Raw genomic sequence first — 13,478 nt, forward strand, 5'->3', positions numbered from 1 at the left:
TAAATTTGAAGACATATAAATATATTTAAAATGAATAATTAGGGGTGAATAGTATGAGAATGTATGATTTAATAATAAAAAAAAGAAATGGCAACGAACTTACTACAGAAGAAATTAATTTTTTCGTTGGCGGATATACAGATGGAAATATCCCGGATTATCAAGTTTCAGCATTGCTTATGGCTATATACTTTCAAAAAATGAATAAGAGAGAAACTAAAGATTTAACAATGGCAATGGTGAATAGTGGTGAAACTATTGATTTATCTTCTATTGAAGGTGTAAAGGTTGATAAGCATAGTACTGGTGGTGTAGGTGATACAACTACTTTAATACTTGGACCTATTGTTGCAGCAGCAGGCGTGCCAGTTGCTAAAATGTCAGGAAGAGGACTCGGACATACTGGTGGAACTATCGACAAGCTAGAATCTTTTGAAGGCTTCTCAGTTGCCATGTCAATTGAAAAGTTTATGCAAAATGTAAACAAAGCCAAAATTGCTATAGGTGGTCAAACTGCTGATTTAGCACCAGCAGACAAGAAACTATATGCACTTCGTGATGTTACCGGGACGGTTGATAATATGTCTTTAATTGCAGGAAGTATAATGAGTAAAAAAATAGCTTCTGGAGCAGACGCTATAGTACTGGATGTAAAAACAGGTAGTGGTGCATTTATGAAAAATGAGGATGATGCCTTTGAACTTGCAAGAGAAATGGTTGATATAGGAACTAATGTGGGTAGAAATACTATTGGTGTAATAACTGATATGGACCAACCATTAGGGTACGCAGTTGGTAATGCTTTAGAAGTAAAAGAAGCTATAGATACATTAAAAGGTGAAGGTCCAGAAGATCTTACAGAACTTTGTTTAACCTTAGGAGCACATATGCTTGTATTAGGAGGAAAAGCAAAGGACGCGCAGCAGGCGAGAAAAGTGCTTGTGGATATTATAAAATCAGGAAAAGGTATCCAAAAATTAAGAGAACTTGTAGTATCACAAGGTGGAAATCCAGCTTACGTAGATGATCCATCTATATTCCCAGTGCCAGCTATTATAGAGCCCATTATATCAAGCCATGAAGGCTATGTGAAAGGAATAAAAGCTGATGACATAGGAAAGGCTGCTTTAGTTTTAGGAGCTGGGCGTGAAACTAAAGAAAGCAAAATAGATTTATCAGTGGGGATTGTTCTTCATAAGAAAATCGGAGATTTTGTAAAGAAGGGTGAGGCTATTGCAACGATTTATGCAAGTAGTACTGAAAAACAAAAAGTATCTGTGAAAATGGTATTAGATGCATATGAAATAGTACAAGAAAAAATAGTAGCTAAGTCATTAATCAAAGGTATTGTTACAAAAGACGGTACTACAAGATTTTAACGACATTTCAGAAGGAAAGTCTCCCACATATATAAGTGGGAGTTACATACCCTAACAAATAGAAAACTTCAGTGGGAGTATAAATCTCCTTCTGAAGTCGTTAATATTGCAGCTCCGCAGGAGATGATTTAATAAAGTAAAGAATAGAGGCGGAATACCTTCTATTCTTTTTTCATTGGAAATTATATAATTTACATTAGTTTAGAGTTACTTAGCAAAGAGAAATGCAGTTGCAGTAATATATACCTTTTTCTTTTTTTATTTGAGTTAAAGTGCAGTTTAGAGGTACAATGTATATAAGCTGGGAGGGATACATGATGAATATTCTAATTGTAGAAGATGAACAGGATATTAGAGAATTGCTAGAGATTCATTTATCAAAAGAAGGATATAAGATTTTCACAGCAGAGGATGGTATGCAGGCGTTAAATATATTTGAAAATAAAGATATAGATATTGCACTACTTGATGTTATGATTCCAAAAATTGATGGATTTAAGGTTTTAAAAAAAATCAGAGAAACTAGCGAAATACCGGTAATTTTTATTACTGCAAGAGAAGAAGAGTCGGATAAAATCCTTGGTCTTGGGCTAGGTGCTGATGATTATGTATTAAAACCTTTTAGTCCCATTGAAATAATTGCACGAGTTAAAGCTCAGCTACGACGGTATTATAAATATTCTAATAAAACGTATAAAACTGGAATAATAATTGGAGAGTTAATGCTAGACAAGGAAAGTTGTGTTTTTTATAAAAACAATATAGAGCTAGCTTTAAACCCAAAGGAATATAGGCTGCTTGAGTTTATTTTAGAGAACCCAGGAAAGGTATACACCAAAAAACAGTTATATGAAATAGTTTGGGGGAATCCATATTATGGAGATTCTAACACTATTATGGTGCATATAAGCCATATTAGAGAAAAAATTGAAGATGATCCTAAAAAGCCTAAATATTTAAAAACAATAAGGGGTATAGGATATAAAATGGAAAAGAACCATGATTAATAGAAATAAATTAAAAAAGATAGCAACATATTTTAGAAGCAAGAAAATGGAAACTCAATTGTTTAAAAATTATATTTTATTTTTGGTTATTATAATTGCAATATTTATGCTAGCAATGGGTGCTTTATTTTTTTATCTTTCTATTGATTATGTTGATCTATCAACGGATAAGACTACAGCGCAGTATATGATAAAACAAAATTACAAGGATATTAATGTTTCGAATTTTATAAAACATAAGGGATATGTTGAAGTGCTTGATAAAAACCTAGTTATTGTGATGGAAAATGGAAGTAACCATAAAGCAGGATTTAAGTACTCGCTAGATTATTATAATGATATGATTTCTAATAATTTAAAAGACGGTTATTTTTATTCTAGTAAGTATGGCCAAAAAAAAGACTTTATTTTAATCACTGCTATGCCTGACAGTATTTTTGACGCATATACTTGGGGACTTGAACATAAAGAGCAAATAGAAAAAGTCACTAAACCTAAAAATACAAGACATATTTTTTTAAATATATTTCCCTTTATAATATTTATATTTTTGTTATCTACAATGGTACTTTATTCTAAACTCACATCAAGGATTTTTGTTAAACCGTTAAAAAAACTCTTACAAGGGGTTAATACTATAAAAAATGGAGAATATTCAGCGCGAGTTGAAATTAATTCTTTGAATGAAATAGGCCAACTAAAAGACGCTTTTAATCTAATGGCTGAAAAAATACAGCAAGAAAAGCTACTAAAGAAAAAAGCGGAACATAACAGGAAAAGGATGATCCTTGACATATCTCATGATTTAAAAAATCCATTAACAAGTATATTGGGATATTCAGAATTCTTATTAGAAAATGATGATATCTCATCAGAAGATAAAAATAAGTTATTAAAAGTTATTAATAATAATAGTAGACGAGCAAATGACTTAATTCAAGATCTTTTTGAATTTTCTCGTGTTGAAAGTACGGAATATAAATTAGATATAGGAAATTATGATGTAGGCGAGTTTTTAAGGGAACTTATTGCCGGGTATGTTCCGATGATGGAGCAAAAAGGTGTTCAATATGAATTTGATATTACCGAAGATGAGGTGGAAATACCGTTTGATAGAAAAAACTTAGATAGAGCTATAAGTAACATTATACTAAACAGCATTAAATACAATAGTCCCGGAATTACTATTAGTATCAAGCTGTTAATAGATGATGGCACGGCTGTAATTATTATTGAAGATGATGGAGTAGGAATATCTAAGGAATTTGAAGGAGATATTTTTGAGCCTTTTGTTAGAGTAGATGCTACAAGAAACTCTAAAACTGGTGGTACAGGACTTGGACTTGCAATATCAAAGTCAATAATTGAAAAGCATGGAGGAAGTATATATTTAGTGCGCGATATAGATAAAGGTTGCAAATTTATAATTAAATTAAAGGGGTACGGAGATAATGCATCAACGACTTCAGAAGGAGATTTATACTCCCACTGAAGTTTTTTATTTGTTATAGTCCGTAACCCCATCTTATAGAAGAGGAGGACTTTCCTTCTAAAATATCGTTAAACTAATTTGTAATAATATATACTTTTTTGTATTAATGATAGATTTTGTGATAAGATTATATAGTTAAATATACGAGGAGGAGATTATTTGGATAGCTCAAAACAATTAGGAGAAGAAAATATAGGTAAGCTACTTATGAAGTTTTCAATTCCTGCCATTATAGGAATGCTGGTTAATGGTTTATATAATGTTGTAGATAGAATATTTATAGGAAGAGGAATAGGAAAACTTGCACTATCAGGAGTTACAGTTACATATCCTATTGCTATTATGATTATGGCGTTTGCAATGCTTGTAGGAATTGGAAGTGCTGCGCTTATATCTATAAAGCTTGGACAACAAAAAAAAGAAGAGGCAGAACATATCTTAGGAAATGCCTTTACTCTTCTTATTATACTTTCAATAATAGTAACTATTTTAGGGCTTATATTTTTAGAACCCCTGTTACTAAAAATTGGAGCTAGTAAAGACATCTTGCCATATGCTAAGGAATACATAACTATAATACTTATAGGGGGAATATTCCAAAGCGTAGGATTTGGACTGAATAATATAATAAGGTCTGAGGGTAACCCGCGAGCAGCTATGGTTACAATGTTGATTGGGGGAGTATTAAATACAATTTTAGATCCAATTTTTATTTTTGTTTTTCATATGGGAACTAGAGGTGCAGCTATTGCAACTATTCTTTCTCAGGCCGTAAGTATGATATGGGTATTATCCTATTTCTTTGGTGGGAATAGTGTGCTAAAAATACGCTATAAAAATTTAAAATTAGATGCTAAGGTTGTAAAAAGCATTTTTGCTATAGGTATGTCCCCATTTTCAATGCAACTTGCTGCAAGTATAGTGTCTATTATTTCTAATAGAAGTTTAGTTAAATATGGTGGGGACATGGCCCTCGGAGCCATGGGAGTTATTATGAGTGTGGTGATGATGGTGTTAATGCCTACTTTCGGAATTAACCAAGGGTGTCAACCAATTATCGGATACAATTATGGATCAAAAAACTATGGACGAGTAAAACATGCCCTAAGATTAGCAATAATCGCAGCTACAGCTATTACTACAACTGGATTTATAATTATACAGGTATTTCCAAAACAAATTATAAGTTTGTTTAATAAGGATCCAGAACTAATAGTAATAGGTAGCCATGGCATTAGAATATACCTGTTTATGCTCCCTATAATAGGATTTCAAATAGTTAGTTCGAACTACTTCCAAGCTATAGGTAAAGCTAAAATATCCATATTTTTAGGATTAAGCAGACAAGTAATACTTCTTATACCATTACTATTTATTTTGCCAAGGTTCTTTGGATTAGATGGTGTATGGTTATCGGGACCTAGTTCAGATGGATTAGCTTCAATTATAACCGCCGTGTTTATTTTTGTAGAGATAAAACATCTAAATAAACTACATGATGAAGGCCTGGATGTAATTACATAACAGGGTACATTAAAATAAATAACAAATATTTTTATGCGCAAAAAAAAGTATATATTACGTATAATGCATTGAAACGAGCTTTAGAACTTCTTATTTTATTTTTAATTAAGATGCGTTAAGAAAAACATATGTTTGAGCGACAGTAAATTGTTCTTGACAAAGGGCACATTTTAAGCGAGTTTATGTTTTTCAGCAGATTAATTAAAAATAAAATTAGTAGTTCTTAGCGAAGTGAATGCATTAATAGTAATATATACTTTTTTATTTATTTTTTATTATCAATTTTATTGAGCTTTTTTTCTAGATTTTTTATTCGAGCTTCTATTTTTTTTAATGTATTGCAATAATCTAATAGGGAGTCATCAATGTGATTATTAGTTTTAAAAATTGTGTACAGTTCCTTCCCCATATCTTTGTAGAGATCTTCCATACTGTTTTCTTCAGAATGAATTTTATATTTAAGTTTGGATATTTCAATAAAATATTCAGACTTGTTTGATATAACTTCTAAACTATTGCTTATTGAATCTTTAATTTTGTCTAAATTAGGTGCTGAAGGCATAATATTTCCTCCTTTTTATGGTACAATCTAAATTTAATGTATAGACTTAATAATATATTATTTAATATAATGTGTATATGTGACTAAAAAACATGAAGAGTTTACATATTTTATTTTGAATTAAGTATAGCAATATCATGACTATACGAATAGACTGAACTATACAAAGAACAACAGAAATAAGGTGATGAAATCAAAGTATTTCAATTAAATAATAACAATGAACACCACATAGGTCATGATATATTTAATATGGAAATTGAAGAGGCTAAAAAAATTAATTGTATAATTATCAATAATCCAGTGAAAAGTAATTGTTTATGTATTATAAATCATCTAGTATGTAAATCCGAAGAAAATAAAAATATCGCACACTTAATCATTGCAAATGAGGATAAACAGTTAGAAAATATAACTAACTTTGGTAGTTTAAACATTGGATATGAATACGATATAGCGGAGGCCTACGGAAACTTAGAAATAGATATAGTTAATATTGAAAAAAATCGAGAGGTAGACATGCTAGATGAGCATTTTTTAATAATACTTCCTGGAGGTAATATTCATATAAAATTAGAGAAACCTCAAGAAAAAATGATTTTGCAAATAAGCGTCGGTCATCAAGTTATTTAACTTTTTACAAGGCGCATCATCTAAAAAAATAACTAGGGAGTTACTAGTTATTTTTTTAGATGACTAAATATACGGTTTATATATATAAATTAGTAAATAATATAAAATGTGATATAATTTATAATGAATACATAATAAAAGGAGAGATAAATATATGAATCCAATAGTAACAATTAATATGGAAAATGGAAAAGTAATAAAAGCTGAATTGTTCCCAGAAATTGCACCTAACACGGTAAATAATTTTATAAGTCTTATAAACAAGGGATTTTATAACGGACTTACTTTTCATAGGGTAATTCCAGGATTTATGATTCAAGGTGGCTGCCCTGAGGGGACAGGTGTTGGTGGACCGGATTATTCAATAAAAGGTGAGTTTTCTTCTAATAAATTTAAAAATGATTTAAAGCATTCAGTTGGTGTTCTATCAATGGCTAGATCTAATGATTCAGATTCAGCAGGAAGCCAGTTTTTTATTATGGTAGCTGATTCTTATCATTTAGATGGAAGTTATGCAGCTTTTGGAAAAGTGACTGAGGGTATGGAGCATGCTTTAGAAATAGCTAAGGTAGAAAGAGATTTTAGAGATATGCCACGTAAGGTGCAAAGAATAAAAAGCATGAGCGTTGATACTTTAGGAATTGAGTACGATCAGCCAGAAAAAATGTAATAAAATATTAAATTGTAGGGGGGATGTATTGTGGAGCTTATTGATGAAAAACTTATCCTTGCATATGGACTAACCAAGGAGGAAGAAGAAAAACTTAATAGTTTATTATCAAAACAAAATATATTACCTTGCAAAGTAATTGAGAAAGATATGGGTAACGTAACAATTAAAGAAGTATTAGAGAATATAGAAAGTGAAAAAAGTAAAATCGAATTACCCTATGAAAAATTACTTCTATTTAATAGTTATAAGGATAAGGAACTGTATGATTTAATTGATAGTATAAGGCAAATTAAAAGTAGTAATACTATACTAGCCGCTGTAACACCAACATCTATAAACTGGACGGTTAATTATCTTATGCAGCATCTAATTGAAGAAAGAGAAGCCTATAGAAAAATGGAATAAGGCATGAGACACAAAATATAAATCTTCTGCAAGATAGCAGGAGATTTATATTTTAGAAAAAATTATTCAACTGGAAAGGTGGAGAATTATGAGTAGAGTAGGAGATAGAATTAAAGAGGTAAGAGAATCAAAAGCGATAAGTCAAAAACAATTAGGTAAAAAAATCGGAGTTTCTGAAAACTTTATTAATGAAGTTGAAATGGGAAAAAAGATTATAAACGAGAAATTTTTAGAAAAAATTTCTAAAATCTTAGGGGAAGAAATTGAAGATACATCTGTATCATTTCAAGCCGATGAGTATGTAGAAGAAAGAAAACCAAAACTCGAGAGACCTAGCGAGGTAAAAATAAATGAGGTTTGGAATGATGCGTTTAGCTCAGTGTTAAAAGATGTTTCTATTTATAAATATGATTTAGCTAAATCTATAGGTGTAAAACAAATGCCAATAATATCAAATAAAGTAGAAGGATATGCTCAAGATAAAGTATTGTTTTTAGAAATAGAGAATGACGATATGATTGGGTTTAGAATTTGTAGGGGGGACATTGCTTTTGCTCATTTGACACATGAAATAGAAAATAATGCTATTTCACTAGTGGATTACAATGGAGAAAGAGTATTAAGACAAATAAAAAAATTAGATAGTAATAAAATATTGTTAATAAGCAATAGGGTTTCATTAAGAACTGATACAGTTAAGCACAATGACATTAAGATAATTGCAAAGTTAGATAGAGTAGAGTTTAAGGTATAAGTTAACAGTAATTTATGAGAAAACTCATGAATTAATAATTAATTTTATTAACAAAGTATTATTATTAGGTTATAATGTATCTTAAAGGGAAGACTCACTTAATAATTTAGATAACGAGAAATAAACAATAGATAAAATGGGGGGGGAATTGACATTATGAAAGGAACAGTAGTAGCTACTTGGATGAAAACTTGTAGAAAGCTTTATGGCGATGGCGTAGTTAATAGTGCGATGGAATCTGCGGGGTGGAATTCTCGTAAAATATTTTCACCAGTTGAGAATGTAGATGATGGACAAGTTAAAAATGTAATAGGTAATATATCTGCGACACAAAACATACCTATTGGGAAATTATGGGAGACTATAGGAAAAGATAATATAAACGCTTTCCATAGAGACTTTCCTGCATTTTTTCAGACTGAAAATGTATATTCATTTTTAAAATCACTATTTGATATACACGTGGTGATGACAAAGAAGTTTGAGGGGGCTAAACCACCACTCGTAGGTATAAAGCCTATTTCTAGTCGTGAGGCTATCTTTACTTATAATTCTAAGAGAGCAATGTTTGATTATTTTCTAGGTCTTTTAGATGGGACTTGTGAATATTTTAATGAGAAAATTGAAATTCAGCAAATAGAAAAAACTTCAGATAGTCTAAGTTTAAAACTTACATTTGAAAAGGATATTTATTATAAAAAAACATATAAAATTAATAAAATGATATCTTTAGGGGTTATTAATAATGTATCTGGAAAAGTAGGGCTATTTACATTTATTACAGCTTTACTCGGAGGTATGATAATAAGTAGGGCAGATAATATCGCAGCGGTATTAGGATTTGCGGTGCTTTCTGGAGCTGCTTCAAGCTTTGCGTCTTTTATAATGGGAAGGCCTACAAAGCTAATTTCAGAAACTATAGACCAAATTAACAGCAATAATTATGTTGAAGATGGAGATATAGTTACTGGAGATGAATATGAAGAGTTATACAAAAAACTTAAAGATTATAAAAAGGGATTTAGAGCAGATTTTGTTGATTTCAAAGGTGTAACTGATGAGATGGATACTTTTGCTGAAAATATAAATAAAATTTCACACGTAATGAACAGTACATCTGAAGACATATCAGGAGTGGTTGAGCAAATGGCTAACACTTCTGTAAGTCAAGCGGAGAATACTGAAAATGCTGTTTTGATCTTAAATGATAATATTAGATCACTTAAGGATATTGTTAAAAATGAAAATAATAATAAGAATGAATTAGAAAAAGCTATTAAAAAGATAAATAATAGCTATGAAAGTGTTGATAGTACAAGTAAAAATATAGTTGGAACACTAGAAAAATTCCAAGAGGTTAAGGATAATGGTATTAGACTAGAAACAAAGGCTCATGACATAACAAGTATAGTATCAATTGTTTCTCAAATTTCTGAGCAAACAAATCTACTTGCTCTAAATGCGTCAATAGAGGCTGCCCGTGCAGGAGAACAAGGGAAAGGTTTTGCTGTAGTAGCAGATGAGGTTAGAAAGCTTGCCGAACAGTCCAAGAGCGCTGTAGAAGAAATTAATAGTAATTTAATCGAATTTGTTAAGGATATAAAAACGCTTGTTGATAAAATTGGTGATCAGTATAATATTTTGCAAAATGAAACTAAGGGCCTGGAAGAAGTAAGAGATATAAGTTACGAGGCTACAATGTCTGTTAGAACGGTTTCTACGGAAATGATAAATACTATAAATGATTTAGACAAAGAAGCAAAATCTATTGCAAATATATATGAAACAATAGAGTCTCTAGCTGCAATTGCAGAAGAAAATTCGGCATCTTCAGAAGAGGTAAGTGCAAGTGTTGGAAGTTATACTAATGAAATAAAGAAGCTTATTGACAGTATATATGAATTTAAAAAGATAACAAGCTCATTTAAAGGCGATTTGAAAAAATATAAGATATAGCTTTTATTAAGGAGGGAAGGAGGAGAAAAAATGGAACAACTACAAAAGAAGGTAGTGCTACAAGACTGGAAGGATATTATTAAAAGAGGACTACTGGGATTAAGTATACCCTTAATAAGTATGACATATCCAATGTTAAACCAATATAGAGGAGATACTAACAACCTATTTACTTTTGTAGATAAACTCATCCCTTTTAATAAATTCTTTATATTACCTTATATATCTTGGTATATATTTATAGCAATTTTTGCTTCTATTTTATGTATAGTAGATAGAGGAAGGTATCTAAAACTACTTATAACTTTAAATATAGGTATGATTACATGTTATATAATATATTATTTTTATCCAACATATGTTCCAAGGCCCATGATAACAGGAACGGATTTCTTCAGTAATTTGGTTTTAAACTTATACTCGGCTGATAATCCTTATAACTGTTTTCCAAGCATTCATGTTTTAAATTCCGTGTTAATAGCTTTATATATTTATGAATCAGAAAAGATTTGTAAAGCTACTAAAATAATTTGTATTATTACAGCCGTTTTTATAATTCTATCTACTATGTTTATAAAGCAACATTATTTTATAGATGTGCTTGCAGGCATAATAGTCGCTTGTGTATTGTATTTTTCCTTTAAGAATCTAAAGTTTGATGTTAACGACATTTCAGAAGGAAAGTCTCCCACTTCTATAGGGGGAAGTTCTATACTGTAACAAAGAAAGAACTTCAGTGGGAGTATAAATCTCCTTCTGAAGTCGTTAATCCAGCTCCGCAGGAGATGATTCATAAAGATCAAAGCGAAACCTATATAGAATGATTATATGCTAAAAGGTCCCCACGATTAAAATCATGGGGACCTTTTAGCATTATACTCCGCTTAGATCAAAGTCAGGTATAAAAGTCGAAGATGAAGTTCCACTTTCTTGAATAAAGCACTTGGTGATGCCTAGGTTTAAGCAGTAGTCAATTAGAGTATCATAATGATTAGGGTTTACCTTCTTGTTAATTTCGGGATAATTAATTGCGACTCGCATGGGGGTATATTGATTCATTAAGCTAATATATACTGAATCATTAAAGGTGTTATATATAAAATCTATTATTTTCTTAGAATCAAATAATAAGCCTGGTAGCATTAGGTGTCTAATTATTACTCCCTTTTGAATTATTCCATCATCATCAAATTTGACGTCTCCTACTTGCGAGAACATTTCAGTAATAGCATCGCAAGCAATAGCGAAATAATTAGGAGCTTTTGAATATTTAATAGCATATTTATCGCCACAATATTTTAAGTCTGGTAAATAAACATCAATAAACCCTCGGAGCATTTTAATGGTATCTATATTTTCATATCCACTTGAATTATAGAGAATAGGAATATTAAGGCCTTTATTTTTAGCAAGTTTCAAGGCTTCTATTATTTGGGGTACATAGTGAGTAGGGGTAACTAAATTTATATTAAGGGCCCCTCTTTCCTGCTGCTCCAAAAAAATTTCACTAAGGCGATTTATAGATACCGTTTTTCCAGCATCTTCATGGCTTATTTTATGATTCTGACAAAATACACATTTTAGATTGCAATTGGAAAAAAACACAGTTCCAGAGCCATTTACGCCAGAAATACAAGGCTCTTCCCAGTTATGCAAGGAAACTTTAGCTATTTTTACATCCTTAGAAGCCCTACAAAAGCCTAATTCTCCCTCTAATCTATTAACAAAACATTCCCTAGGACATAAATTGCATCTTTTTAGCAATTTTAAAAAGCATGAATTATTTAATTCTCTAGTACCTTTATTAATCATTTTTATCTCCTTGTTTTATAATTTAGATCTTTAGAATATATAAGAACTGTACAGCTCAATATATATAATGTCAATTCTGTTTTTTAAAAGTTTTTTTATAAAATAGAATACATTGAATCAAAAAAATAAGGCTTATTGCACCGAAACCAGGATAAAGAACTTTAATTAAATTTTTAAAGCCAATTTGAGAAATAGGCAAAGATATGATAAGTATTAATATTACCGCTTTTTTATAAGGAATTTTAAACTTTTTCTCCAGGGTTTTGCCTACGCTATATATATTAGAAACTTCAGTTGAAAACATTTCACAAAAAATTACACAAAGCAGAAGAATCTGCATTAGCGTACCAAAACGGTTTGTAATATATAGAAGTGGAATTTCGTATTTGAAAATTTGAGGTATGTTTAATAAAAGCATCACATTTACGAAATAGCATAATATGGTTAAAACTATGGCGCCTATTATAACTCCGGGAATAAGAATACGTTTATGTTTTATTTCTTGACTTATTGGGACTAGAACACCACTGCAGCATAGCATGTTATAACTGGCATAAAGCACGGCTGAAAAAAACCATTGAACAGGGATGATTTGGGTTTTATAAGAGGGAATTTGTTTTATATAGGAAGCGCTTACCATATCTTTGTAGAATATTAAATATAAAATAAATATAGTTACAATGATTGTAGTAAGAGCAGGCACTATAAAGGAATTTATTGTTATTAACCCTTTAGTATCCTTAAGTAAAGTGTATAAAGAGATTATAGACATAAGTAAAATCCCTACCCATTTTGAAACACCAAAATATTGATGAAGAAGCGCACCACTTCCAGCTAATATTATGGCGGCACCACTAATTAAGAAAAAACTTGTAAAAATGTCGGTAATTACACCAAAAAAACCGGGGCTTATAATAGTTATAAGCTCAGTATAGGAGCTTAATTTATGTTTTAGGCTAATAGAAATTATAATAGAACTTATTAAAATATAGATTAAACCACATATGAAAATTCCCAAGAAGCTCATATACCCATAAGTACTGAAAAATTGAGTTATTTCCTGACCAGAAGCAAGGCCTGCGCCAACTATTGTCCCGATAAATACAGCTGAAATTTGAAATATTTGACCAATTGTTTTTTTCAAAAAATCTCCCCCACAAAATTATTAAATTAATAGTCATACTTAAATAAGATGCTTGTCTTTGCGAATATATGTGTATTGTTTAATAATAAATGATGATTTTAATAATAAATAATGATTTTATAAATTAAAAATTTATT

At 30.4% G+C, this 13,478-nt stretch carries 13 protein-coding genes; 10 read left to right on the forward strand and 3 right to left on the reverse strand.

All coding sequences use genetic code 11. The annotated features are described in order from the left end of the window. Nucleotides 1-53: 53 nt before the first annotated feature. The 4 genes from ACWJJ7_RS12760 (at nt 54) to ACWJJ7_RS12775 (ending at nt 5,402) form a co-directional block, all read left to right on the forward strand. A complete protein-coding gene (locus tag ACWJJ7_RS12760) occupies nt 54-1,379 on the forward strand; it encodes a pyrimidine-nucleoside phosphorylase (protein ID WP_462962439.1) in 1,326 nt (441 codons plus the stop codon). A gap of 317 nt (nt 1,380-1,696) precedes the next feature. Further along, entirely contained in the window at nt 1,697-2,386 is a 690-nt protein-coding gene (locus tag ACWJJ7_RS12765; RefSeq protein ID WP_462962440.1) for a response regulator transcription factor, read from the forward strand. Continuing rightward, on the forward strand, nt 2,379-3,878 hold the full coding sequence (locus tag ACWJJ7_RS12770) for a HAMP domain-containing sensor histidine kinase (protein WP_462962441.1): 1,500 nt from the start codon (nt 2,379-2,381) through the stop codon (nt 3,876-3,878). The genes ACWJJ7_RS12765 and ACWJJ7_RS12770 overlap by 8 nt, the downstream gene beginning before the upstream one ends. 159 nt (nt 3,879-4,037) lie before the next feature. Beyond that, nucleotides 4,038-5,402 (forward strand): MATE family efflux transporter, encoded by a 1,365-nt coding sequence (locus ACWJJ7_RS12775; protein WP_462962442.1) that lies wholly within the window; start codon nt 4,038-4,040, stop codon nt 5,400-5,402. Nucleotides 5,403-5,667: 265 nt separating this feature from the next. Here the strand turns inward: ACWJJ7_RS12775 and ACWJJ7_RS12780 are convergent, their stop codons facing one another. After that, nucleotides 5,668-5,964 carry a hypothetical protein gene (locus ACWJJ7_RS12780; protein ID WP_462962443.1) on the reverse strand — a complete coding sequence of 99 codons (297 nt, stop codon included), beginning with the start codon at nt 5,962-5,964 and terminating at the stop codon, nt 5,668-5,670. A gap of 252 nt (nt 5,965-6,216) precedes the next feature. Between ACWJJ7_RS12780 and ACWJJ7_RS12785 the strand changes: the two genes are divergently transcribed. From ACWJJ7_RS12785 to ACWJJ7_RS12810, 6 genes are all read left to right on the forward strand, one after another. After that, nucleotides 6,217-6,597 (forward strand): hypothetical protein, encoded by a 381-nt coding sequence (locus tag ACWJJ7_RS12785; protein WP_462962444.1) that lies wholly within the window; start codon nt 6,217-6,219, stop codon nt 6,595-6,597. 154 nt (nt 6,598-6,751) lie between these two features. Beyond that, nucleotides 6,752-7,267, forward strand: coding sequence for a peptidylprolyl isomerase (locus ACWJJ7_RS12790; RefSeq protein WP_462962445.1), 516 nt, complete (start codon nt 6,752-6,754; stop codon nt 7,265-7,267). Between the two features lie 30 nt (nt 7,268-7,297). Beyond that, a complete protein-coding gene (locus ACWJJ7_RS12795; RefSeq protein WP_462962446.1) occupies nt 7,298-7,675 on the forward strand; it encodes a DUF3783 domain-containing protein in 378 nt (125 codons plus the stop codon). An 88-nt stretch (nt 7,676-7,763) separates the two neighbouring features. Beyond that, nucleotides 7,764-8,429 carry a S24 family peptidase gene (locus ACWJJ7_RS12800; RefSeq protein ID WP_462962447.1) on the forward strand — a complete coding sequence of 222 codons (666 nt, stop codon included), beginning with the start codon at nt 7,764-7,766 and terminating at the stop codon, nt 8,427-8,429. A gap of 156 nt (nt 8,430-8,585) precedes the next feature. Further along, complete coding sequence (locus tag ACWJJ7_RS12805) at nt 8,586-10,385, forward strand: heme NO-binding domain-containing protein (RefSeq protein WP_462962448.1); 1,800 nt, start codon at nt 8,586-8,588, stop codon at nt 10,383-10,385. A 30-nt stretch (nt 10,386-10,415) separates the two neighbouring features. Beyond that, complete coding sequence (locus ACWJJ7_RS12810; protein WP_462962449.1) at nt 10,416-11,105, forward strand: phosphatase PAP2 family protein; 690 nt, start codon at nt 10,416-10,418, stop codon at nt 11,103-11,105. Between the two features lie 153 nt (nt 11,106-11,258). On the opposite strand, the gene ACWJJ7_RS12815 is transcribed toward ACWJJ7_RS12810, so the two are convergent. Then, nucleotides 11,259-12,197: a radical SAM protein gene (locus ACWJJ7_RS12815; RefSeq protein ID WP_462962450.1), complete on the reverse strand. Its 939-nt coding sequence runs from the start codon at nt 12,195-12,197 to the stop codon at nt 11,259-11,261. Nucleotides 12,198-12,267: 70 nt separating this feature from the next. Beyond that, the gene (locus tag ACWJJ7_RS12820; RefSeq protein WP_462962451.1) at nt 12,268-13,341 is read right to left on the reverse strand and encodes a YkvI family membrane protein; all 1,074 of its coding nucleotides are present in this window, start codon (nt 13,339-13,341) and stop codon (nt 12,268-12,270) included. Nucleotides 13,342-13,478: the final 137 nt, after the last annotated feature.

This window comes from Clostridium sp. CM042, assembly GCF_055080995.1.

What these genes read in the sequence shown, in the direction of transcription:
- ACWJJ7_RS12760 (WP_462962439.1), top strand. Translation starts at nt 54, where the DNA reads ATGAGAATGTATGATTTAATAATAAAAAAAAGAAATGGCAACGAACTT.
- ACWJJ7_RS12765 (WP_462962440.1), top strand. Translation starts at nt 1,697, where the DNA reads ATGAATATTCTAATTGTAGAAGATGAACAGGATATTAGAGAATTGCTA.
- ACWJJ7_RS12770 (WP_462962441.1), top strand. Translation starts at nt 2,379, where the DNA reads ATGATTAATAGAAATAAATTAAAAAAGATAGCAACATATTTTAGAAGC.
- ACWJJ7_RS12780 (WP_462962443.1), bottom strand. Translation starts at nt 5,964, where the DNA reads ATGCCTTCAGCACCTAATTTAGACAAAATTAAAGATTCAATAAGCAAT.
- ACWJJ7_RS12785 (WP_462962444.1), top strand. Translation starts at nt 6,217, where the DNA reads ATGGAAATTGAAGAGGCTAAAAAAATTAATTGTATAATTATCAATAAT.
- ACWJJ7_RS12790 (WP_462962445.1), top strand. Translation starts at nt 6,752, where the DNA reads ATGAATCCAATAGTAACAATTAATATGGAAAATGGAAAAGTAATAAAA.
- ACWJJ7_RS12800 (WP_462962447.1), top strand. Translation starts at nt 7,764, where the DNA reads ATGAGTAGAGTAGGAGATAGAATTAAAGAGGTAAGAGAATCAAAAGCG.
- ACWJJ7_RS12805 (WP_462962448.1), top strand. Translation starts at nt 8,586, where the DNA reads ATGAAAGGAACAGTAGTAGCTACTTGGATGAAAACTTGTAGAAAGCTT.
- ACWJJ7_RS12810 (WP_462962449.1), top strand. Translation starts at nt 10,416, where the DNA reads ATGGAACAACTACAAAAGAAGGTAGTGCTACAAGACTGGAAGGATATT.
- ACWJJ7_RS12815 (WP_462962450.1), bottom strand. Translation starts at nt 12,197, where the DNA reads ATGATTAATAAAGGTACTAGAGAATTAAATAATTCATGCTTTTTAAAA.